Below are 24173 nucleotides of genomic sequence, written 5' to 3'. Positions count from 1 at the left end.
CGGAAAAGGAAAGACAGATGGGCCTCGATTTTTCGATTATTCCCGACTACCTGGACATCATCCTGCTGGGCGTCGCATGGACGGTGGGCATCACCCTTGCCGCCGCCGCTCTGAGCTTTGCGGGCGGGGTCGTCTTTGCGGTGATCGCACTTTATGCGCCATGGGTCATCCGCCAGCCGTTCCGCCTGATTGAATTTGTCTTCATGGGCACGCCGCTGCTGTTGCAACTGTTCCTGATCTATTTCGGGCTGGTGCAGATCGGCATCGACCTTCCCGCCTTTGTGGCGGGGATCATCGGGTTGGGGCTGCATTTCGCGGTCTATAATTCCGAACTGATCCAGACCTCGATCCTCGCAGTGGACCGCGGACAGATGGAAGCGGCCCGCACCCTTGGCCTGAGCCGCGGGCAAGCCCTGCGCAAGGTGGTCATTCCGCAAGCCGTGCGTGCCGTGGTACCGCCCATCGGCAACAACATGATCGCCCTGCTCAAGGACAGCGCGCTGGTCTCCGTGATCGGGGTGAGCGAATTGACCCTCTCGGCCCAACGCGCCATCGGCAAAACCTATCGCCCGTTCGAATTCTACATTCTTGCTGCGGCCTTCTACTACGTCATCAACCTTTGCATGGAATGGGTGCAACGCAAGATCGAACGCCGCATTTCCATTTCCCGCTGACCAAAGAGATCCTTCATGACCGAACAGACACATTTCGTTGACATCCGGCACGCCCAGAAATCTTTTGGCTCTCTCGAAGTGCTCAAGGATATCAGCCTGACCGTGGAGCGCGGCCAGATCGTAGGGATCATCGGGTCTTCCGGCTCCGGAAAATCCACCCTGCTCAGAGCCATCAATGACCTTGATCCGCTCACGGGCGGCGAGGTCTGGCTCGATGGTGTGCAGGTGAACAAGACCCTGCCCCACCGGCAATATGAAAAGCATATCAATGCGATGCGCCAACAGGTTGGCATGGTGTTCCAGCATTTCAACCTGTTCCCGCATATGACCGCCCGCCAGAATGTCACCATGGCCCCGATGATGCTCAAGGGCCTGTCGCAAGAGGCCGCCGACAAGCTGGCCGAAGAGCAACTGGACAAGGTCGGGATGCTGGAGCGGATCGACTATTACCCCTCGCAACTCTCCGGCGGCCAGAAGCAGCGTGTGGCGATTGCCCGTGCGCTGGCGATGGAACCCAAGCTGATGCTCTTTGACGAGGCCACCTCCGCCCTTGATCCGGAACTGGTCGAAGAGGTGAACATGGTGATGAAAAAGCTCGCGGAGGAGCACATGACCATGATCATCGTCACCCATGAAATGGATTTCGCCGCCTCGGTCTGTGATCGGGTGCTGTTCATGGACAAGGGCGTGGTGGTCGAAGAAGGCCCGCCCGAAGTGCTGTTCAGAAATCCCAGCAAGGACCGGACGCGCGAATTCCTGCGCAAACATCTTGAAGGTGCAAAGTGAGCGACGATTCCTTCCTGTTCTACCAGTCCCGCAGCCCGCGCCCCTTTCTCGATCATGGCGAGGGCATCTACCTCTTCGACGAGAGCGGCAAACGCTATATCGATGGCTCGTCCGGCGCGATGGTGTCCAATATCGGCCATTCCAACCCGCGCGTTCTGGCCAAGATGAAGGCGCAGATGGACAAAGCCACCTTCGGCTACCGTTTGCACTTCCGCACCCGTCCCTCCGAAGAGCTTGCCGCGAAGACCGTGGCCATGACGCCAGAGGGGCTGGACCGTGTGTTTTTCGTCTCGGGCGGATCGGAAGCCGTGGAGAGCGCGACAAAACTGGCACGCCAGTATGCGCTCACCCAAGGGCAGGAGTCCCGCTACAAGGTGATTTCCCGCTTTCCCTCCTATCACGGCTGCACCCTCGGGGCGCTTGCCCTGACCGGCTACGCGCCGTTGCGTGATCCTTTCGCGCCGATGATGCAAGCCATGCCCAGCATCGCCGCCCCTGCAACCTATCTGGACCGCGACAATCTCAGCGAGGACGAGCGCGGCCTGAAATATGCCGAGCTTTTGCGCGACCGGATCATCGAGGAAGGGCCGGACACGGTGCTGGCCTTTCTGATGGAACCGGTCGGCGGCGCTTCCACCGGCGCACTGGTGGCTCCCGACAGCTACTATGGCCGTGTGCGCGAGATTTGCGACGAATTCGGTGTGCTACTGATCTATGACGAGGTCATGACCGGTGCGGGGCGCACGGGGAAATTCCTCGCCGCCGAACATTGGGGCATCACGCCGGATATTGTCGCCCTGTCCAAAGGGTTCGGCGCGGGCTATGCGCCGCTCGGTGCGATCATCGCCGGTGCACATCTGGTTGATCCGGTTCTGGACGCGGGCGGTTTCCTGCACGGTTTCACCTATGCGGGCAATCCGATGGCCTGTTCTGCGGGGCTGGCCGTGCTCGAAGAGATCGAAGACCAAGGTCTCATCGACAATGCTGCACGGATGGGCGAGGTTCTCATGGCGCAGCTGCACATCCTGATGGACCGCTACCCCTTTATCGGGGATGTGCGGGGCAAAGGGCTTTTGACCGCCTTCGAATTTGTCGCGGACCGTGACACGATGGCCCCGCTGCCGCCGGAGATGGACGCCTATGCGCGGCTGGTCGAACTGGCTTATGAGCGCGGGCTGATCATCTATTCCCGCCGCACCCGTGGCGGAACCGCAGGCGATCACTTCCTGCTCGCCCCGCCGCTTATCATCACCGAAGCCCAGATCATCGAGATGATCGCCATTTTGCGCGATGCTCTGGATGCCTTTGCCGAGGAAACGGGCCTTCCCGTTGAGGCGCAAGCATGAAACTGCCGGACAAGACCACCACGATCGAAGCCGCCATTGCCCGCATCAAAGATGGCGACAGCGTGATGGTTGGCGGGTTCGGGGTGCCCGGCACGCCGATGACCCTGATCCGCGCACTTGTGGACCACGGCGCACGCGATCTGACCCTCATCAAGAATGACGCCAACGAACCCGATATGGGGATCGACCATCTCTTGCAAAGCGGACAGGTTACACGGCTGATCACCACCCATCTGGGACTGAATGCCCATGCCATTGCGCTGATGAATGCGGGCAAGCTTGATGTCGAGTTCAACGCACAGGGCATTCTGGCCGAACGCATCCGCGCGGGCGGGGCCGGACTTGGCGCCGTTTTGAGCGATATCGGCATCGGAACCGAACTGGCACAGGGCAAACAGGTGGTGGACCTGGCCGGAAAGCCGCATCTCGTCGAGACCGCCCTGCGCGCCGATGTGGCCTTGATCCATGCCGAGCGAGCCGACACCTTCGGCAACCTCGCCTACACAGGCACCGCCCAGAACTTCAACCCGCTGATGGCGATGGCCGCCGATTGCGTGATTGCCGAGGTCGAAACCCTCTTGCCTCTGGGCGCACTGACCGCAGGAGAGGTGCAGACGGTCGGGGTATTTGTCGATCATGTCGCCGAACTGGAAACCCTTTCCGAGGAGTATGCCGTTGTCCAGCGCTAAAGACCGCATGATTGCCCGCGCCGCACGCGAGATCGCACCGGGAATGGTGGTCAATCTCGGGATCGGCCTGCCGACCAAGGTGGTGGACCATCTGCCCGCCGGTTTTCCGGTATGCCTGCATACAGAAAACGGGTTGACCGGCATCGGCCCCACCCTGCCGCCCGAACGCGCGGATCGCAATCTGATTGATGCAGGCGGGGCCTATGTCTCCACCGTGCCCGGATCGGCCTTTTTCGACAGTGCCACGAGCTTTGCCATGGTGCGCTCGGGGCGGCTGGACCTGACCATGCTCGGAGCCTTCGAGGTTGCGGCCAATGGTGATCTGGCGAACTGGAAGATCCCCGGCAAGTTCAGCCCCGGCGTTGGTGGCGGGATCGAGCTTGCGCAAAAGGCGCGGCGCGTCGTGGTGCTCAGCACGCACACGGATCGCGCTGGCAACCCCAAGCTCAAAGCCGAATGTGCCCTGCCCCTGACAGCACACCGCTGTGTCGCACGGATCTTCACCGATATGGCCGTGATCGACATCACCCCGCAAGGCTTTGCCCTGCGCGAGATCGCTCAAGGCCGCACCCTGCACGAGGTCGCACAGGCCACAGGTGCGCCGCTGATCCTGCCCGACGCCCCACCGCCCACATTCTGAGGTGACATATCATGACACAAGACCTGCCACATGACCTGCCTGCCCGCCTCTGTGACGCGGTAGACGCGGCCTTTGATCGCCAGATTGCCTTTCTGTCCGAACTCACCTCGCACCCGTCCACCCGTGGCCACGAGCAATCCGCGCAGAACTTCATGGCCGCAGAGCTGGAAACACGCGGTTACGAGATCGACCGCTGGCAGATTGATCTGGCCGAAATCCGGCACCTTCCCGGCTTTTCGCCCGTGCTCGCCCCCTATGAGGACGCGGTGAATGTCGTGGGGCGACACCGTGCACGCACGCAAAAGGGCCGCTCTCTGATCCTGAACGGTCATATCGACGTGGTGCCTGCGGGGCCTCTTGATATGTGGGACAGCCCGCCCTTCGCGCCGGAGGTCAGGGACGGCTGGCTCTACGGGCGCGGCGGCGGCGATATGAAGGCCGGTTTGAGTTCCAACCTCTTTGCGTTGGATGCGCTGACATCACTCGGGCTGGCCCCCGCCGCAGATGTGTTTTTTCAGTCTGTCGTCGAGGAAGAATGCACCGGCAACGGCGCGCTGGCCTGTCTGGCCCGCGGCTACACCGCCGATGCCGCATTGATCCCCGAGCCGTTTTCCGAACATCTGGTGACCGCACAACTGGGCGTGATCTGGTTTCAGGTGCATCTCAAGGGTCTGCCCACCCATGTCGCCTATGCGGGCAGTGGCGCCAATGCCATCGAAGCCGCCTTTCCCCTGATCCACGCCCTGCACGAGATGGAGCATCGCTGGAACGCGGCTGAAAACCGGCCCGACGACTTTGCCCATATGGACCATGCGCTGAACCTGAATATCGGCAAGATCGAAGGCGGCGACTGGACCAGTTCCGTGCCCGCGTGGAGTGTCTTTGACGTGCGCATGGCGATCTTTCCGGGCCAGTCTATCGAGGCGGCCAAGGCCGAGATCGAACAGGTCATTCTGGACGCGGCCCGCGAGAATGCCTTTTTGCGCAATTCCCTGCCCGAAATTGTCTATCACGGCTTTCACGCCGAAGGTTACGCCCTGTCTCAAGACAGTTCCGCCAAGGCCGCCTCGGCCATCTCCGCACTCGATCAGGCGCATCTGTCGGCCACCGGCGAGACGCTTGACCGCGCGGCCATCACGGCCACCACGGACGCGCGTTTCTTCGGTCTTTATGCCGACACGCCCGCTCTGGTCTACGGTCCGCACGCCGAAGCGATCCACGGTTTCAACGAACGCGTCGATCTGGAAAGCCTGCGCCGCGTGACCAAAGCCACTGCCCTATTCATCGCCGACTGGTGCGGTGTTGAAACCATCTAAGGAGGCCCTGCCCATGCGCGACGCCGTTATCGTGTCCACCGCCCGCACACCGATTGGCAAAGCCTATCGTGGCGCGTTCAATTCTCTGGAAGCCCCCAGCCTCGCCGCCCCCGCAGTCATTGCCGCACTGGCCCGCGCCGGTCTCGACGGCGGTGAGGTCGAAGACGCGATTTTCGGCTCTGCCCTGACCCAAGGCAGCTCCGGCGTCAATGTCGCCCGCCACATCGCACAGGCCGCAGGACTGCCCGACAGCGTGGCCGGTGGCACGATCGACCGGCAATGCGCCTCCGGCCTGAACGCCATCGCAATCGCCAGCCATATGGTGCAATGCGACGGCGTGAACGTAGCATTGGCGGGCGGGCTGGAGAGCATTTCCCTCGTCCAGAATACCCACTGGAACGCTCACCGTTACCGCGACCCCAATGTGGCCGAAACCTATTACATGAGCATGCTCGACACGGCTGAGGTCGTGGCCGAGCGCTACGGGGTCAGCCGCGCCGCGCAGGATGCCTATGCTCTACAAAGCCAGCAACGCACAGCGCACGCCCAAGAGGCCGGCCTCTTTGCCGATGAAATTGTGCCAGTCACCGCGACCAAACTTGTGACCGACAAGGCCAGCAAGGAGACCCGCGAAGAGACCGTCACCCTGACACAGGACGAATGCAACCGCCCCGGCACAACCGCCGAAGGGCTGGCCGGTCTGCCTGCCGTGCGTGGAGAGGGCAAGACCGTCACCGCCGGAAATGCCAGCCAGCTTTCGGACGGGGCCGCCGCGCTTTTGGTGATGGAGGCACGCGAGGCGGAACAGCGCGGACTGACGCCTCTGGGCGCGCTGCGCGGCTTTGCCGTGGCCGGTGTCGCCCCCGAAGAAATGGGCATCGGTCCGGTGGTGGCCATTCCCCGCCTGCTCGACCGCGCGGGGCTGTCAATCACGGACATTGACCTGTGGGAAATCAACGAAGCCTTCGCCGCACAGCTGCTCTACTGCCGCGACAGGCTTGGCATTCCCGACGAGCGTCTGAACGTGAACGGCGGCGCTATTTCCATCGGCCACCCCTACGGCATGTCAGGGGCGCGGATGGCGGGCCACATCCTCTTGGAAGGCCGCAGACGTGGCGCGAAATGGGGCGTGGTCTCCATGTGTGTCGGCGGTGGCCAAGGGGCCGCCGGCCTGTTCGAGATATTCTGAGGAGTCCCACATGCACACACTTTCTCCGGACCGGATTGAAGAGCTGACCGCGCTGCGTCATGACCTGCACCGCCATCCCGAAATCTCCGGCGAAGAACGCGCCACGGCAGAGCGCATCGCCCGACATCTGACCGCTTCGGGCGCGGACCGTCTCTGGCGCGACCTCGGCGGGCACGGTGTCGCCGCCGAATTCACCGGCGCGGGCGATGGTCCGACCGTCATGCTGCGCTGCGAGTTGGACGGTTTGCCCATCCGCGAAATCTCGGACCTGCCCTACAGGTCGGAAGTTGCAGGCAAGGGGCATCTATGCGGCCATGACGGGCATATGGTCTCCCTCCTGGGCGTGGCACAGGCTCTCAAAGCCCAACGCCCGCCACGCGGCCGCGTGATCCTACTCTTCCAGCCCGCCGAAGAGACCGGCGCGGGGGCAAAAGCGGTCATCGATGATCCGCGCTGGCCCGAACTCCGGCCCGACTATGCCTTTGCCTATCACAATGTCCCTGGCCGTCCCTTAGGCGAGATCGGGCTGCGTTCTGGGCCGGGCAACTGCGCCTCACGCGGGATGCAGATCTTGTTGGAGGGCAAAAGCTCCCATGCCGCAGCCCCCGAAGACGGTTTGTCTCCCGCAAACGCGATGGCAGAGCTTATGCGTGCCCTGCCCGACCTCGCACAAGGCCGTATCGGAGAGCCGGATTTCGCCCTCAGCACGCTCACCCATGCCAAGCTCGGCGCGCCGACATTCGGCATTTCCCCGGCAGATGGAGAATTGCGCGTCACCTTGCGCACCATGACCAACACGCGGATGGATGCGCTGATGGAGGAGGCTCTGGCACTGGTCAGCTCACATGCAGGCGCACTTCGCGTGAACATCCACTGGCATGACGTCTTCCGCGCAGTCGTCAATGATCCAGACGCCACCGCGATTGCACGCCATGTCGCCGAAAACTTGGGACAGCCCTGCCACGACATGCCCCTGCCGATGCGATGGTCCGAAGATTTCGGCCGGTTCGGAGATGACGGGGCCAAGGCTAGCCTACTCTACATCGGCTCCGGCGAGGATCACCCGCAATTGCACAATCCGGACTATGACTTTCCGGACGCACTCCTGCCCGACGTGATCGACCTGTTATTCGGGATCGTGCAAGAGATACTGGCCCCGGCATCCGCATGACCACGCCTGATCCCTGCCCCTCCTCATGGTGCACCATCCATCTGGACCGGATCGCCGCCAACCTTGCGCTGGCCTTGGGCCTTGTTCCTGAAGGGCGGCGGTTTTGCGCGGTTCTCAAGGCAGATGCCTACGGGCACGGGATCGCGCAGGTCGTGCCTATCGTTCGGGAACAGGGCGTGACCTGCATCGGCATCACCTCCAACGCCGAAGCCCGCGCCGTTCGCAAGGCGGGGTTTGACGGCGACCTGATCCGCCTGCGCGCCGCGACACCGCATGAGATCGAAGGTGCACTTTCGGACCGTGTGCAGGAATATGTCTCCTCCCCCGCCATAGCCCGCGAATTGCACCAACATATCAAAAGCGGACGTCTCAAGACCAAGCCGCATCTCGCCCTGAACGCTGGCGGCATGTCGCGTGATGGTTTGGAGATTGCGACCACGGCAGGTCGGGAGAACTGCCTTGCCATTCTGGACCTTCTGGGCGAGCGGATCGGCGGAATATCTTCGCATTTCCCGTCAAACCTCCCGCAGGACTTGTGCCACAGCAATAATCTCTTTCAGAAACAGGTGGATTGGGTCTTTGACAACAGCCACTTGCAACGCGACGCGGTCTGCGTCCACGCAGGCAGTTCCCTGACGCTGATTTCGGATACGGACATCGACACGGATATGTATCGTTGCGGCGCTATCCTATACGGGATTTTGAAGCCGGAACTGGGGTTTCGCCCGACGTTGGACCTTGAGGCCCGCGTGGTCAGTCTTCAGGACTATCCCGAGGGCAGCAGCATCGGCTACGACCGCGCCGCGCACCTGTCCGGAGGTCGCCGTCTGGCTTGTATTTCAATCGGTTATGAGAACGGGTTCAGACGTTTGGTGCAGGAGGACTGCGTCGTTGCGATCCGCAACCAGCCGGTTCCCGTGCTCGGAAAAGTGTCGATGAATGCCATTGTCGCCGATGTGACCGAGGTCGCGGGAGTCAGCCTTGGCGACACAGTAAGCATCTTCGGCGGCGCGAGCGGCAATCCGGTCACGCAGCAACGGGTTGAACAGCAATTCGGCACCATTCTGGCCGACCTTTACACCGACTGGGGCCTGCGCAACCCGCGCTTTTACCGGCGATAGATCGGGGCAAATTTACCATGTCTCGGCGATTGAAACGGCAAGACCACGGCACAACCTACATAAGATTTTCGCCATCAAATTGACTCTTGAATCTGATCCGTTAACCTTTCTTAAAGCCTTTTGTGGTGAACTTGAGCCACGAGCCCGGCACAGTTCACGTTTCAAAGAGGTTTGTATTTTACGGAATCGGATAAGATCAGGATTTTCAGAGACATGCGGACGAAATTTATTGCGCCTTGCCGCACATATGGCCCTCAAATCTAACGCGGACGGTTCATGTGATACGGTCAGGCACAGACGAACAAAGCCAGCGATCTAACGACACAGCGCCCCAAGTCATACGCGCCTTAGTCGGGGTCATCACGACCCTGTTGTTGCTCCAGAGCCTTGCGTTTTTCCCGCAATTTCCGGCACCTCCGGAGTTTCTGGGCTCTGTGCATCCTCTTGTTCTGATCACCATCGCCGCGCTCACCTTTGATCTGAGCCACCAGCTCTATAGCCTATGGCACGACAAACGGCGCAGAGCCTCCTACCTCGCCTTCGGCACGCCTGTTGCCCTGACGCTCATCCTGCTGCAAATGGCCAACATGAGGGGAGGCTTCCCTAGCTGGGACCTTACTTTCATTGATGCCAGAGGACAGCGCCTCTCCCTCGGAATGGCAGCGCTCACCTGTTTTTTCATCCTGTCCCTGATCCCTCTTGTCGGCTCGCAGCGTCTCTTCGGGAAATGGGCATCTTTCGCCGCCCTCACAGCGGTCGCTGCCATCGCGCTCTCCAAGCTCTCCCACGCGCTTTTCTCGCCCGGCGTTTCCGCCCCCTTTCTGGCGGAGTTTTCGACCAGCGAGGCCCTCCTGTTTCTCGGCATCGCGGCCCTGTCCATGCCCCTCACCTCGGCCCGAGGACTTGTGGACAGGCGCGGCACACCCGTTGTCAACCGCACCTTATGGATCGGGCTTTCGACCTGCGCGATATATCTGTTTTCCGGCCCGCTCCTGCACGGCTGGACAATGGCCGATATGTTCCTTTTCGTCTTGGCAGGCTTGACAATGACCTTTCTTGCGGAGCGGTATTTGCGCCCGCTGGAAAGTTCCACCAACCGGATACCACCCCCGTTCACCCCTGCGGCCACGAACATCACGAGCGCCTCGTCACAAATCCCTCAAAGTTTCCAGACAACACCTCCTTCAGACGCCGCGACGATCCCGAAACACGCCTATATTTTACGTCTGCATCATTGGGCAAGTTTTCACGCAAACCTGTTTCAACGCTGCCTTCTCGCCTCGGCATTCCTCGCCTGCGTAACGCTTCTCTCTCAGGCTCTGTTCTCATGGATATCACCCGATCTTCCCGCAATTTGGCCTGCAACGGCAACCTTGGCCTACTTCCTCACCCTACATCGCCCACATGACCGCCTCGTCATGCTGGCCGCAGGCATTGTCACCCTCTGCACGGCACACCTTCTGATGGGCTCCCCGTGCGGGCCGGCCCTGATGTTCTCGATCAGCAATGGCATTTGCGCCCTCGTCGTCGCAAAAACCGCCATCCGCACCCTCAAAATCAGACGAAATGGCCGGCACATCACAAATATGAGTTCCCTACCGCAGGACATCAGTATCTTTGTGTTGGTGAGCCTGTGTATCTGCTCTCTTTTCACCTACGCGGACTATATTCTCATCACAGCGCTGGCCCCGTCGTCAGACCTCCCGCCCCTCAAACACCTGTGGCTCGTGCACAGCGCCGGTTTCAGCCTCTCTGTCCCGTTGATCCTCGGCATGATCTGGCGTCTGCATTTCGGACCACCCGTCGCAGAGGGCCGCCAAACACCGCCTTGGCCCGTGGTGTTTCTACTCGCGGTACTGGCCTTTGCGCTCGTCCAATATCCGATCGAACTCTACAACCACGCGCCCACGCCTGCGCTCATCATGGGACTGATCATTCTCTTGTTGCCGCTTATGCTCCCGACACCTGCTGCAACGGGTACCGCTAGTTTGCTGACCTCCGCCGCCGTCCTGCTCGGCACCGCCTCGAAAAGCGCCGCTTTTCATGTCGATATCCTGCTCCTGATCAGCCTTGCCTCCATCCTGATTTCCATCATCGGCGCCTATAAATTCCAACGCAGCCGTGCCCGATTATTGTATCGGGAAATACTGGAAGACGGGCCCGCCATGACCGTGACCATGGATGACCAGTTTCACATCACCAGCGCTTCCCACCGCTTTTGCGATTACGTCTGCATGCCCCGCGAAACGCTCATCGGCTTAACCCCCTACGAAGCGGGATTTCTCCGAATACCCAATACCGCTTTGCGCAATATGCAGGACTTTATCCGCAAAACGCCCGACCGTGATTTCACCCTCGAAATCGACATTCGCCGACCCGATGGACAATTGCGCAAAGCCCTTGCCGCAATCCACAAATCCAGCACCGTCGGAACGCAATTTCACTATCTCGCGCAAATCACGGATACGACTGCACTTCACCGCAACAGCCGTCTCTACAAGCTGACATTGGAAGAAGGCCCTGCGCTTTTGTTGGTTCAAGATGCCAAGCGCATCACACTCGATGTCGCACCAGCCCTGTGCAGACTTCTCGAATTTTCCCGCACGGAGTTGATCGGAAAAGATGCCCTTGAGCTGACCACTCCAAAAACCCGACAATTCGTCGAGAATGTAAGGGCACAAGGCGATTCCGTGGCGCAGCCTTCTGATAAAGTGCTTGAAGTCAAAACTAAAAGCGGCACCATCCTCAAAGTGAAGGCCGAATGCCGGATCATCGACCCGCTGGCACAAGGTGACGAGCCGAAATATGTTATTCTATTCACCGATGTCACCGAACTTGAAGCCCACCGCAGCCTGACCGAGACCCTGCTCAACCGCAACGCCGCCATTGTCCTGTCTCAAGACCGTAACTGGCGCATTCAATCCGCCTCCGACGCTTGGTGCTCGCATTTCGGCTACAGTCGCGACGAAACCATCGGGCGGGACCTGAACGACTTCATGCCAGAAGACGACCGGGCCACATCCACGACCTTCCGCACTCAGGTCCTCTCCACAGTTCAGGACAGCAAACCCCGCACCAACACCTTGACCTTGCTTACGAAAACCGGAGAAAAACGGATCGTCGAACTGCGCAGTGTGATCGAACAGCAAGACGGACGATGGCTCAATATCGTCATGGTGGTCGACATCACGGACATCTCACTGGCGCGGCAGAAGCTCGAACATCTCGTCGCCCATGACGACCTGACCGGTCTTTTGTCGCGCCGCGGTTTCAATACATTCTATGCCGATGGCCAGCGCCCCTGCGATTTCGATCTTTTTATGATCGATGTAGATCATTTCAAAAGCGTCAATGACGCCTACGGACATGAAACCGGCGATGATCTGCTCCGTCTCATTGCACAGGTTCTGGAAGTGAAAACAAAGCCTTTGGGCGGTGCCTCCCGCATTGGCGGAGAGGAATTTGCCGCCATACGCCCCGTCACAGGCCTTTCCCCTGACCGCGCATTTGCAGAAGAGCTTATGAAAGCCATTTCAACGGCCACGCTACAGACCGCCTCGGGCCCGATCACCCGCACGGTCTCCATCGGCGTGACGCGCCTGAACCGGACAGACCGGCTTGAAGACGCCATAAAATGGTCGGACTGGGCCCTGCGCGACGCAAAAGAGGACGGCCGCAACAAGGTCATCGTTGCCGATGAGGCCTTCACAGAAAAACTGCGCGACATTGGCAAACTCACCAACCATCAGGACATCATCGAGGCGCTGAAAAAGGATGAGATCAAAAAATATGTCCACCCCATTTTCGATTCATCCAGTTCGGAAATAGTCGGGTTTGAAGCTCTGATGCGCTGGGAACGCGCGGATGGCACTCTCGTCGTCCCGCGCCAGTTCATGTCGCAACTGCGCCATGTGCTTTTGCATGAAAACTACGCGGATGTCCCCGGACATATGCGCAACGCGCTTTTGTCCGGCCTCACCGCCTGCCCTGGCGCGTTTATAAGCTTCAACACGCGGCTGGAATCGCTGGCGTTTCGCGGCGCGGCACAGACCATCATGAAAAGTTTCGGAGATTTCGGCACCCACCGGCACAATATCGTCATTGAACTCTGCGAGAATGCCATCACTGACCGGATCGACATGGATCAGGTCATCATGGAAATCGCCATCCTGCGCAGTCATGGCATTCGCATTGCCCTGGACGACTTCGGGAAAGAAGCCTCCAACCTGAACCGCCTCACCCATCTGCCTATTGATATCGTCAAAATCGACAAGTCCCTGATCGACCGGATCGTCACCGACCGCCGCTCACGCGAAACGCTGCGCTCGATCATCCAGCTGGCCGAGGCGCTTGATTTTGAAATCATTGCAGAGGGTGTGGAAACCAGTGCGCAGCGCAACATCCTGCTGAGTATGGGGCTGCACCTGCATCAAGGCTTCCTCTACGCCCGTCCGATGTCAGTGTCCAAAGCCAATGATCTCTATGCCGTCAAAGAGAGCCCTGCCCTGCAAGAGGCTGATCCTTAGAGCATTCCTGAGAGGGCCGACACATGGCGAAGCGCGAAACGCCATTATGACAATGACTGACATCGCCACCTGATACGAAAAAGGGCGCCCTAAGGCGCCCGGAAATTCGGTGGTGGGTGATAAGAGATTTGAACTCCTGACATCTTCGATGTGAACGAAGCGCTCTACCACTGAGCTAATCACCCGCCGTGGCGCGGTATTTAGCGGGTGGCACACCCTGATGCAAGAGGTTTTTTTTCGAGAAATTTCCGCTTTCAGAACGGCAATCTCATGCCTCATCCACAGCCGCGTCATCCACAGTCGAAGCGGGTGTTGTCACCTCGCCCAGCATGGCTTTGGGCCGACGCAGTTTGGCGATGATGATATGCGCGCCGGAGCCCTCGCGGATGCGGTTCACACTCATCTTCCCCAAGGGTGGCAGGTTCAATTCATCTTCGCGCTGAAGCGCATCACCGAGTTCCTTGAGCATCGCCTCAATGACCTTTTTCGCCTCGGAGCGTTTCACACCGGAGGCCTCGGTCACCTTCTCGATCAGGTCTTTTTTCTTCACAACCGTCACCAGACTCGCCTCAGGCGCGTCAACCGGAGCCGGATCAGCAATGGCCGAAACAGTGGTTTTCGGGGCGGGGGCGGATTTCTCGATTGCTGTCACAGGTGTGGTCCTTGCTGTCTCGGCGGTCGCGCTTTCGCTTGTTCGACCGGTTTTGGAAGATGTCGCTGTCTTTCTCGATGCGGATTTCCGCTTAGCCATAGGAGCCTCGTCTGGACGTATGTTGCATATGCAGCAACCTTAACGCCGCGCGCCGCTCTGATGCAATGCTCGTTCAAAGATTTACACGCGACCAACCACAATCTGCCCTTATCTGCACCGGCGGAACGAAAAAGCCGACCCAAGGGCCGGCTTTCTCAAAAAATATCAACGGTCAGCCCCGTAATGTCGGGCCTGTCCGATGTCAGGACAGGACATCAGTGCGCCACAGCGCCCTGATTTTCACCGGTTGCCGTGATTTTGGCCAGTCGTGCGGCCTCTTCTGCGGCGTCATCCCATTCGATCGGCTCCGGCTGGCGCACCAGAGCGTGTTTGAGAACTTCGGACACATGAGTAACAGGGATGATTTCCAGCCCTTCTTTCACATTGTCCGGAATATCCGCCAGATCCTTGACGTTTTCCTCGGGGATCAGCACAGTCTTGATCCCGCCGCGCAAGGCCGCAAGGAGTTTCTCCTTCAGCCCGCCGATGGCGGTGGCATTGCCGCGCAGGGAGACCTCGCCCGTCATGGCGATATCCTTACGCACCGGAATTTGCGTCAGCACGGAGACAATGGTCGTGACCATCGCCAGCCCCGCACTCGGCCCGTCCTTCGGCGTCGCCCCGTCCGGCACGTGAACGTGAATGTCCATCGTGTCAAAGAGCGGCGGTTTGACCCCGATTTTCGGCGCAATCGAGCGCACATAGGAACTGGCCGCGTCGATGGATTCCTTCATCACATCGCCCAGTTTCCCAGTGGTCTTCATCCGCCCCTTGCCGGGCAGTTTCAGAGCCTCGATCTGCAACAGATCACCGCCAACGGAGGTGTAGGCCAGCCCCGTGACAACGCCGATCTGATCCTCTTTCTCGGCCAGACCGTAACGGAACTTCTTCACACCCAAGAACTCTTCGAGGTTTTCGGAGGTCACATGGACGCTTTCGACCTCTTTCTTGATGATCTTGGTCACCGCCTTGCGGGCGATCTTGGCGAATTCACGCTCCAGATTCCGCACCCCCGCCTCGCGGGTATAATAGCGGATCACATCCATGACCGCATCATCCGAGACAGAGAATTCCTTGGCCTTGAGACCATGGTTCTTGATCTGCTTGGGCAGCAAATGCTGTTTCGCGATCTCGGATTTTTCCTCTTCGGTGTAACCCGACAGCGGAATGATCTCCATCCGGTCCAGAAGCGGTCCCGGCATATTGTAGCTGTTGGACGTGGTCAGGAACATCACGTTCGAGAGGTCATATTCAACCTCCAGATAGTGATCCACAAAGGTGGAATTCTGTTCCGGATCAAGCACTTCGAGCATGGCAGACGCCGGATCGCCACGGAAGTCCTGCCCCATCTTGTCGATCTCGTCGAGCAGGATGAGCGGATTCGTCGTCTTGGCCTTTTTCAGCGCCTGAATGATCTTGCCCGGCATGGAACCGATATAGGTCCGGCGGTGACCGCGGATCTCGGACTCATCGCGCACGCCACCGAGCGAGATGCGAATGAATTCGCGCCCCGTGGCTCTGGCAACCGATTTGCCCAGACTGGTTTTCCCCACACCCGGAGGACCGACAAGGCACATGATCGGGCCTTTGAGCTTTTGCGAGCGTTGCTGCACCGCGAGATATTCGACGATGCGTTCCTTGACCTTCTCAAGCCCGTAGTGATCCGCGTCGAGAATTTCCTCGGCCCGTCCCAGATCCTTTTTGACACGCGATTTCGTGCCCCACGGGATCGACAGCATCCAGTCGAGATAGTTGCGCACCACAGTGGCCTCTGCCGACATGGGCGACATGTTCTTGAGCTTTTTCAGCTCCGCCTCGGCTTTCTCTTTCGCCTCTTTCGACAGTTTGGTCGCGGCGATTTTCTCTTCGAGTTCGGCAATTTCGCCAGCCCCCTCGTCGCCGTCACCCAGCTCCTTCTGAATGGCCTTCATCTGCTCATTCAGGTAATATTCGCGCTGGGTTTTCTCCATCTGCGATTTGACGCGGGTCTTGATCTTTTTCTCGACCTGAAGCACGGACATTTCGCCCTGCATCAGCCCGTAGACCGCCTCAAGGCGATCATCCACCGCGAGGGTTTCCAGAAGCCGTTGCTTTTGCTCCACTTCAACGCCCAGATGGCCCGCCACAAGATCTGCAAGCTTGGCCGGTTCGCGGGTCTCGGAGACCGCCACCAGCGCCTCTTCCGGCACGTTCTTTTTCACCTTGGCGTAATGCTCGAATTCCTCGCGCACAGAGCGCAAAAGAGCGGTCACAGCTTCCGCATCGCCCGCGCTTTCTTCCAGCGGGGTGATCTCGGCCTCGAAATAGCTGTCATTGTCGAGAAAACGCGTCAGTTGCACGCGGCGCTCGCCCTCGACCAGCACCTTGACCGTGCCGTCGGGCAGTTTGAGAAGCTGAAGCACATTGGCCAGCACGCCGACGCGGTAAATCCCGTCCGTGTCCGGATCGTCCACAGCAGGGTCTTTCTGGGCAGACAGCAGAATCTGCTTGTCCTGCGCCATCACCTCTTCGAGCGCTTTCACGGATTTGTCACGTCCCACAAAGAGCGGCACGACCATATGCGGGAACACCACAATGTCGCGCAGCGGCAGAACGGGATAGGATTGGAGTTGCTCGTGCATTGTCATTCCTTATCTTGGCAAAAGAGCCGGACCCCACGAATGGCAGCCATAGGCTCTTTCCTGTCTTGGTGACTATATCTGGGGGCCTGTCCCCATGATTTCAACCAAGACAAGTTGCAGCTTGCCGAACAGTTTGCCTTTCATGGCCCTGCCCTGCAAGGGCGGAAATGCAGCCAAACTGCAGGTTTTTCACCCTGAAATACATAAAAACGCGCTTAAAACCACCGGATCACACAAAATTCCGTGTATGGCGCAAATCGCGCCGCTCCGAACCGGGGATCACCTGCGCTCAAAGCGGCTCGATGTCGCCCAGAGCCCGTGTGTCGTGGAACTCTTTTTCCCACGCCGCGAAACGCCCGCCCGCAATCGCGTCGCGCATCCCCTGCATGATCTCCTGAAAATAATGCAGGTTGTGCCATGTCAGAAGCATCGACGAAATGATCTCGTGGCTGCGGAACACATGGTGCAGATAGGCGCGCGAATAGTTGCGACAGGCGGGGCATGTGCAATGCTCGTCCAGCGGACGCGGATCATCGGCATGACGAGCGTTCTTGATGTTGACCTGCCCGCGACGGGTCCATGCCTGCCCCGTCCGCCCCGAGCGCGACGGCAACACACAATCCATCATATCAATGCCGCGCTTGACCGCGCCCACGATATCATCGGGTTTGCCCACGCCCATCAGGTAGCGCGGCTTGTCCGTTGGCAGCATGTCAGGGGCGAAATCAAGCGTGTCGAACATCGCCTCCTGCCCCTCGCCCACGGCCAGACCGCCAAGCGCATAGCCGTCAAAGCCGATCTCTTTGAGCGCCTCGGCGCTCTCCTCGCGGAAATCGCGCTCCAACCCGCCTTGCTGGATGCCGAACAGGGCATAACCCGGACGGTCACCAAACGCCTCTTTCGAGCGCGCCGCCCACCGCATCGACAAGCGCATCGACTCCGCGATCCGGCCCCGATCCGCCGGAAGCGCCGGACATTCGTCGAAACACATGACAATGTCGGAGCCCAGAAGTTTCTGGATTTCCATCGACCGCTCGGGCGTCAATTCGTGTTTGGAGCCATCCACATGGGAGCGGAAGGTCACGCCCTTTTCCGTCAGCTTGCGCAGCTCGGACAGGCTCATCACCTGAAACCCGCCGCTGTCGGTCAGAATCGGCCGTTCCCAGTTCATGAACTTGTGCAGCCCGCCCAAGTTGGCGATCCGCTCCGCCGTCGGGCGCAGCATCAGGTGATAGGTATTGCCCAGCAAAATATCCGCCCCCGTCGCACGCACGCTTTCGGGCATCATCGCCTTGACGGTGGCCGCCGTGCCAACGGGCATGAAAGCCGGCGTGCGGATCTCGCCGCGCGGGGTGGAAATCACACCGGTCCGCGCCTTGCCATCCGTGGCGTTGAGGGAAAATGAGAATCGTTGGGGCTGTATATTCTGGGTCATACCGCCGGATTTACCCGTAAACCCCGCCCGAGACCAGAGCACAGCTGCCAGCCCCCGCGCACTCCCCCTGCGGCTTTCTGATGGCCCAAATACTCAAAACCCGCCCCGATCAGGGGCGGGCCTTGTCTGCACTCGAAACGCACGCTCATTGCACACGATCAAAGCACGCAATCCACACACAGGATTCCGCGGGTCTCACTCCGCCGCTTCAATTGTCGCCTTGGCATCTTCGGGAATGGCCAGCGACAGGACAATCGCGGACAGACCGCCGATGGTGATCGGTGCGGCAAAGACCTGTTTGAGGAAAGGCGGCAGGTTCTGTGTCGCATCCGGCACCAGCGTCACACCAAGCGCCAGACCGAAAGACACGGCCATGATATAAACCCTGCGCAGCGTCATCTCCTCGGAAGACAGGATGCGGATGCCCGCCACAGCAATAGTGGAGAACAACACCAGCGTGGCCCCGCCCAGAACCGGTTTCGGGATGATCAGGAAAAGCGTGCCGATGATCGGGAACAGCCCCATGAGCACCAGAAACCCTGCCATATACAGCCCGACATGGCGCGAGGCGACGCCGGTCATCTGGATCACGCCGTTGTTTTGCGAAAACGTGGTGTTCGGAAAAGTGTTGAACACCGCCGCAATGGCCGAATTCACCCCGTCGCCCAAAACCCCGCCCTTGATGCGTTTCATATAGAGCGGGCCTTCGACAGGCTGACCGGAGATCACCGAGTTGGCGGTCAGATCGCCAGAGGTTTCAATCGCCGTGACCAGATAGAGAAATGCCAGTGGAATAAAGAGACCCAAATCAAAATCGACCCCGTATTTGAACGGCACGGGCAGCGCGAAAAGCTGGGCCGAGCTCAACATGCCGAAATCCACCATTCCGAAGAAACTCGACACGATCGTGCCGACGACCAGCCCGATCATGATGGCGGAAATGCGCAGCATCGGTTTGCCGATAAAGGTCATCACCAGAATGATCGCCACCACCAGCGCGCCCATGAGCAGATAGAGTGGCTTGCCAAGGTCTTCGCCCGCACGCGCGCCACCGGCGAAATCGGTGAACCCCGACTTGATGAGCGACAGCCCGATCACCGTGATCACGATGCCCGTCACTGTCGGCGTGATGATGCGTTTGAGCTTGTCGAGGAATTGCGACAGGATAATCTCCACCAGAGAGCCGACCAGACTGAGGCCAAAGATCATCGCCAGAATATCCTCGGGCGTGCCTCCGCGCCCCTTCACCGCAAACCCTGCGGCGAGAATGGCGCCCAGAAAAGCGAAAGACGTGCCTTGTATCGACAAAAGCCCCGATCCCACCGGACCAAAGGTTTTGCACTGGATAAAGGTCGCCACACCGGAGACGAAAAAGGCCATAGCGATCAGATAGGGGATATATTCGCCCAACCCCAAAGCCCCGCCAATAATCAGAGACGGCGTGGCGATGCCGACGATCGAGGCCAGAACATGCTGGATTGCGGCCAGAGCGGCTTTGGGTGGCGGCGGCACATCATCCAGTTTGTAGACGAGCGGCATAAATTCTTCTTTGCTCATATTCAATTCCCCTTGGTTTTATGGCCCTGCCCCAAGCCTGCGGTGAGCTTGGCTGCAACAAAAGCGTTACGAAGCAACAGCCCTGCGCCGGAGAGACGCTGCACAAGAAACAGGCGACCCTCCGCACCGCTCGCAATGCCTGCCTAAAAATCAAGCAACCAAGAGTTTGCCGCGCGGCGTCTTTCTTCCCGCACTGGTCAACACACAGGCCCGCACTCAAGCCGCACGACAGAACGCCAATGACACGCCTGAAAATAAACGCCGCCCATGTCATAAAACCCACAAATCCTCTTGCCAGACTCGGACAAGTTTGACATTGGGCGAAACAGGGGCCGCCACGATTTACCGTGCAGGACCTCTCCCCATACATGAGAGATATGCGAGATGACGGACAAAGCGCCTTATGGCTTCGCTCTGGGCTGGGAAGAATGGGCCGCCCTGCCCGCTCTCGGCCTGCCTGCACTCAAGATCAAGGTGGACACCGGCGCGAAAACCTCTGCGCTGCACGCCTTTGATATCGAGCCTTTCGGCAAGGCCGACACGCCCAAAGTGCGGTTCAATATCCACCCCGTGCCCGGACGCGAGGACATCACCATTTCCTGCTCGGCAGATGTGGTGGACCGCCGCGAGGTCACCTCGTCCAACGGCGAGACAGAGCTGCGCTATGTCATCCGCACGGAGATCGAGATCGGCGACCGCTACTGGCCCATCGAGATCACGCTGACCAACCGCACCAATATGGCCTACCGGATGCTCTTGGGGCGTCAGGCGATACAGGATGACATGATCGTGCAGCCGACAGAGAGCTTCTGTCAGCCCGAACGCGATGACACGGTCTATTTCACCTCCGCCATCCGCCATGCCACCCCCAACCGCCCGCTGCGCATCGCGGTCCTGTCGCGCGAGCCGGACAATTATACCACGCGCCGCCTCATCGACACGGGCGAGGCGCGCGGCCATGTGGTCGAGGTGATCGACACCACGCGCTGCTATATGGCGATCAACGCGATGGCGCCGGAAATCTACTATGACGGCGAACGCCTGCCGCGCTATGACGCGGTGATCCCGCGCATAGGGGCTTCGGTCACCTCTTACGGCACCGCCGTGATCCGCCAGTTCGAAACCATCGGCACCTTTTGCCTCAACGGTTCCGAAGGCATCACCAAATCGCGGGACAAATTGCAGGCGCACCAAGTCCTCGCCCGCCACCGCATCGGTATGCCCACCACCGCCTTTGCCGCCTCTCCGAAAGACACAGACAACCTGATTGCGCTGGCCGGTCAGGCCCCCCTGATCGTCAAGCTGCTCGAAAGCACCCAAGGGCGCGGCGTCGTTCTGGCCGAGACCAAGAAAGCCGCGCAATCGGTGATCTCCGCCTTTCGCGGGCTCAAGGCCAATTTCCTCGTCCAGCATTTTGTCAAAGAGGCCGCCGGCGTGGACATCCGCTGTGTTGTCATCGACGGCAAGGTGGTGGCCGCGATCAAACGCAGCGCCTCGGGCGGGGATTTCCGCTCCAACCTGCATCTGGGCGGCACGGCCTCGCCTGTGCGGATCACCAAGTTCGAACGCGAAACCGCGCTACGCTCGGCCAAGGCCTTCGGGCTGCGCATGGCGGGCGTCGATCTTTTGCGCGCCGATGACGGGCCAAAGGTGCTGGAGGTCAATTCCTCCCCCGGTTTTGAAGGGGCCGAAACCGCCACCGGCAAGGATCTCGCAGGAGCTTTGTTCGATGTGATCGAAAAGCGGGTTCGTCCTGCGCCCGCACGCAAATCGCGCACCAAAAGCGCCTGAGTGACGGCTGTTGCCTCGCACACCGGAGTTTCGCCGCAGACCATGCGCGGAGCCGGTGTGTCAATCCGGCGTGCGAGGCCGCAGGCGGGGCTGTCCGCCTCTCGCGTCAGCCCGTCATCCAGACATCATAGCGCGTCGTTTTCCCGCGTATCTGGTGCGAACACGGTCTGATCCCCTCAATCGGATCGGCCTTGGCGGGCCATTTCAGCACCACTCTGGAACGCGCGTTGTCTAAAGCAACGCGCACCAAATCCGCCGCATCCTCGTCTGCGCCGACAATCTCGCGCACCTGACGCAATTCCAGCTTCACCAGAGCCGTGGTCTTGCGCGGCGGATGCATCGGATCGATCAGGATGGCTTCCCCGTCCAGCTGCGGCAGCAAATCCTTTGCATCCCCGTGCAACAGCGTCATGCGCCCGATGATCTCTTGCAACTCGCCACCCTCGCGTGCGGCCCGTTCCATGCCCTCGGCCAACAGCGCATGCATCTTGTCAGAACGTTCGATTAGGGTCACCTGTGCGCCCAGCGAGGCCAGCAGGAATGAATCCCGCCCCAGACCCGCCGTCGCATCAATGATGCTGGGCGTCTTGCCGTTGCGCAGCCCCATCGCTTTGGGCAACGCCTGACCGCGCCCACCGCCAAAGCGCAAACGATGCGCGACCGGACCGCTGACAAAATCCACCCGCAACTCTCCGGCGGTCTGTTTATCCGCAGCCTGTTTCATCACCCGTCACACCCGTTTTTCGTCGCACCCGTTTTCCTGAGACCCGAAGCCATGCGGCATCCCGTCAGGTTTCATATTTTACAACGTCGAAGAAAGAAAGCATCGCCTGCACCGAAGGGCAAGCCCTGACGCAGGCCGCGACATTCCTGCGCTGCTATAACGTCGCAGCCCTCTGGGAATCTGCGCAGCGACTCCCCATCTGTTAGAGTGACATTCTTCTGTTACACGCTGTGCATTTACATGCCGTGACCACAGGTGAATGGTCGATATTTTACAGGTGCCCGATGACCAAATCCCTTTGCCCGCAGTCTCCCGACCCGAAACGGCTTTTGAGCGACTATCAAACGCTCCGCGCCAAAATCACCGCCGAATGCAAGGCACACTGGAGCGCGTGGGAGGGCGAAGACATGCGTCCGGACTTTCGCCCCTCGGCGCAGAACCTCGCCCATTATCTGGCCCTGCGCCATGCCGACCTGACCCCGTTGCAGCCCGATCTGGCGGGGCTTGGCCTGTCCACTCTGGGCCGCACCGAGCCGCATGTCCGCGCCTCGCTCGACGCTGTGGAAGCCACATTGACCGCGCTTGCCGAGGGCGGACCGTGGGACCGTCTGCCGCGCCCGAGTGGTGAGGATTTCACCCAAGGCCCTGCCTGCCTCGCCGCCCGCCGCGACAGGCTCTTTGGGGCGGGGGCTTCAGGTGCGCCGCGCTCGCGCATCCTGCTGACCCTGCCCACCGAAGCTGCGAGTGATCCCGACCTCATCCCCGAGATGATCCGCGCCGGTGCCGATTCCATGCGCATCAACTGCGCCCATGACGGGCCGGGGGTCTGGGCCGCCATGATCGCCCGCATCCGCGCCGCAGAGAACGAGATCGGCCGCTCTGTGCCGGTGCTGATGGATCTGGCCGGACCGAAACTGCGCACGGGGCCGGTGTTCGGCCCGAAAAAGCCACGGGTCTTTGTGGGCGACCGGCTCGACATCCTGCGCGAGTTACCATCGGGCAAGGTCAAACATATCAGCACCACCCTGAGCCATCCCGAGTTGATCGACCGCCTCACGGTCGGAATGCCGGTCTTTATAGATGACGGCAAAATCGGCGCGGAGGTGGTCAAGCTCACCAAGAAAGGCGCAAGGCTGCGTGTCACCCGCGCCGGTCCCAAAGGCGTAAAGGTCAAGCCGGAGAAAGGCTTCAACCTGCCCTCCGTCGAGATCGACATTCCCGCGCTCACCGAGGCCGACCGCGCAGCACTCGATTTCGTTGTCGGGCACGCCGATATGATCGGTTATTCCTTTGTCCAGACGCCCGAAGACATCCGCCTGCTGATCAAGGAGGTGGACCAGCGCCTTGCCAAAGGGGCCGCGCGTCCGGGGCTTGTGCTCAAGATCGAAACCGCGCTAGCCGTGCGCAACCTGCCGCGGCTGATCGTGCAGGCAGGCGCGCTGAGCGAAACCGCCGTGATGATCGCCCGGGGCGATCTGGCCGTCGAGATCGGCATGGAACGGATGAGCGAAATTCAGGAAGAGGTGCTCTGGCTCTGCGAAGCCGCCCATACCCCCGTGGTCTGGGCCACGCAGGTGCTCGAAGGGCTGATGAAAGAGGGGCTGGCCACCCGCGCCGAGACCACCGACGCCGCCATGGCGCAACGCGCCGATTGCGTCATGCTCAACAAAGGCCCCTATGTGCTCGACACCATCCATTTCCTGTCGCGCATCCTTGGCCGGATGGACCGCCATATGTCGAAAAAATCCGCCCGCCTCGCGCCGCTGCGGTCATGGAAGGGCAATCTGTCGCTTTGATCCTGTATTCTAATCACTGGACGCCCCGCGCCCCAATCCC

The 24173-nt window shown here is 60.1% G+C and carries 17 protein-coding genes and 1 tRNA gene; 12 read left to right on the top strand and 6 right to left on the bottom strand.

Annotated elements, in window-relative coordinates; genetic code table 11:
* Nucleotides 1-17: 17 nt before the first annotated feature.
* From BM152_RS04430 to BM152_RS04385, 10 genes are all read left to right on the top strand, one after another.
* Nucleotides 18-674, top strand: a complete 657-nt coding sequence (locus tag BM152_RS04430; RefSeq protein ID WP_066607972.1) for an amino acid ABC transporter permease — start codon at nucleotides 18-20, stop codon at nucleotides 672-674.
* 15 nt (nucleotides 675-689) lie between these two features.
* Nucleotides 690-1460: an amino acid ABC transporter ATP-binding protein gene (locus tag BM152_RS04425; RefSeq protein ID WP_066607969.1), complete on the top strand. Its 771-nt coding sequence runs from the start codon at nucleotides 690-692 to the stop codon at nucleotides 1458-1460.
* Entirely contained in the window at nucleotides 1457-2806 is a 1350-nt protein-coding gene (locus BM152_RS04420) for an aminotransferase family protein (protein ID WP_066607967.1), read from the top strand. Before BM152_RS04425 ends, BM152_RS04420 begins: the two co-directional genes overlap by 4 nt.
* Nucleotides 2803-3495: a CoA transferase subunit A gene (locus tag BM152_RS04415; RefSeq protein ID WP_066607964.1), complete on the top strand. Its 693-nt coding sequence runs from the start codon at nucleotides 2803-2805 to the stop codon at nucleotides 3493-3495. The genes BM152_RS04420 and BM152_RS04415 overlap by 4 nt, the downstream gene beginning before the upstream one ends.
* Nucleotides 3482-4135, top strand: a complete 654-nt coding sequence (locus BM152_RS04410; RefSeq protein ID WP_066608161.1) for a 3-oxoacid CoA-transferase subunit B — start codon at nucleotides 3482-3484, stop codon at nucleotides 4133-4135. Before BM152_RS04415 ends, BM152_RS04410 begins: the two co-directional genes overlap by 14 nt.
* A gap of 11 nt (nucleotides 4136-4146) precedes the next feature.
* Nucleotides 4147-5451 carry an ArgE/DapE family deacylase gene (locus tag BM152_RS04405; RefSeq protein WP_066607962.1) on the top strand — a complete coding sequence of 435 codons (1305 nt, stop codon included), beginning with the start codon at nucleotides 4147-4149 and terminating at the stop codon, nucleotides 5449-5451.
* Nucleotides 5452-5464: 13 nt separating this feature from the next.
* Entirely contained in the window at nucleotides 5465-6640 is a 1176-nt protein-coding gene (locus BM152_RS04400; RefSeq protein ID WP_066607959.1) for an acetyl-CoA C-acyltransferase, read from the top strand.
* Nucleotides 6641-6650: 10 nt separating this feature from the next.
* Nucleotides 6651-7811, top strand: a complete 1161-nt coding sequence (locus tag BM152_RS04395) for an amidohydrolase (RefSeq protein WP_066607957.1) — start codon at nucleotides 6651-6653, stop codon at nucleotides 7809-7811.
* Nucleotides 7808-8932 carry an alanine racemase gene (locus BM152_RS04390; RefSeq protein ID WP_074913979.1) on the top strand — a complete coding sequence of 375 codons (1125 nt, stop codon included), beginning with the start codon at nucleotides 7808-7810 and terminating at the stop codon, nucleotides 8930-8932. The genes BM152_RS04395 and BM152_RS04390 overlap by 4 nt, the downstream gene beginning before the upstream one ends.
* A gap of 374 nt (nucleotides 8933-9306) precedes the next feature.
* Complete coding sequence (locus BM152_RS04385) at nucleotides 9307-13458, top strand: sensor domain-containing protein (protein WP_139222468.1); 4152 nt, start codon at nucleotides 9307-9309, stop codon at nucleotides 13456-13458.
* 110 nt (nucleotides 13459-13568) lie between these two features.
* Here BM152_RS04385 and BM152_RS04380 read toward each other — a convergent pair.
* From BM152_RS04380 to BM152_RS04360, 5 genes are all read right to left on the bottom strand, one after another.
* Nucleotides 13569-13643: transfer RNA gene (locus tag BM152_RS04380), tRNA-Val, on the bottom strand.
* 83 nt (nucleotides 13644-13726) lie between these two features.
* Entirely contained in the window at nucleotides 13727-14110 is a 384-nt protein-coding gene (locus BM152_RS04375) for an HU family DNA-binding protein (RefSeq protein ID WP_074913976.1), read from the bottom strand.
* Nucleotides 14111-14424: 314 nt separating this feature from the next.
* Entirely contained in the window at nucleotides 14425-16830 is a 2406-nt protein-coding gene (gene lon, locus BM152_RS04370; protein WP_066607944.1) for an endopeptidase La, read from the bottom strand.
* 289 nt (nucleotides 16831-17119) lie between these two features.
* A complete protein-coding gene (tgt, locus tag BM152_RS04365; protein WP_066607941.1) occupies nucleotides 17120-18265 on the bottom strand; it encodes a tRNA guanosine(34) transglycosylase Tgt in 1146 nt (381 codons plus the stop codon).
* 195 nt (nucleotides 18266-18460) lie between these two features.
* Entirely contained in the window at nucleotides 18461-19822 is a 1362-nt protein-coding gene (locus BM152_RS04360) for a nucleobase:cation symporter-2 family protein (RefSeq protein ID WP_066607938.1), read from the bottom strand.
* A 384-nt stretch (nucleotides 19823-20206) separates the two neighbouring features.
* On the opposite strand from BM152_RS04360, the gene rimK reads away from it, so the two are divergent.
* Nucleotides 20207-21613 carry a 30S ribosomal protein S6--L-glutamate ligase gene (rimK, locus tag BM152_RS04355; protein ID WP_066607935.1) on the top strand — a complete coding sequence of 469 codons (1407 nt, stop codon included), beginning with the start codon at nucleotides 20207-20209 and terminating at the stop codon, nucleotides 21611-21613.
* A 106-nt stretch (nucleotides 21614-21719) separates the two neighbouring features.
* On the opposite strand, the gene BM152_RS04350 is transcribed toward rimK, so the two are convergent.
* The gene (locus BM152_RS04350; RefSeq protein ID WP_066607931.1) at nucleotides 21720-22337 is read right to left on the bottom strand and encodes a class I SAM-dependent methyltransferase; all 618 of its coding nucleotides are present in this window, start codon (nucleotides 22335-22337) and stop codon (nucleotides 21720-21722) included.
* 284 nt (nucleotides 22338-22621) lie between these two features.
* Here BM152_RS04350 and BM152_RS04345 point away from each other — a divergent pair, with 284 nt between their 5' ends.
* Nucleotides 22622-24133: a pyruvate kinase gene (locus BM152_RS04345; RefSeq protein ID WP_066607928.1), complete on the top strand. Its 1512-nt coding sequence runs from the start codon at nucleotides 22622-22624 to the stop codon at nucleotides 24131-24133.
* Nucleotides 24134-24173: the final 40 nt, after the last annotated feature.

The organism is Celeribacter halophilus (genome assembly GCF_900114135.1).
Classification (GTDB): Bacteria; Pseudomonadota; Alphaproteobacteria; order Rhodobacterales; family Rhodobacteraceae; genus Celeribacter; species Celeribacter halophilus.
This window is presented reverse-complemented; position numbering and strand designations above follow the sequence as displayed.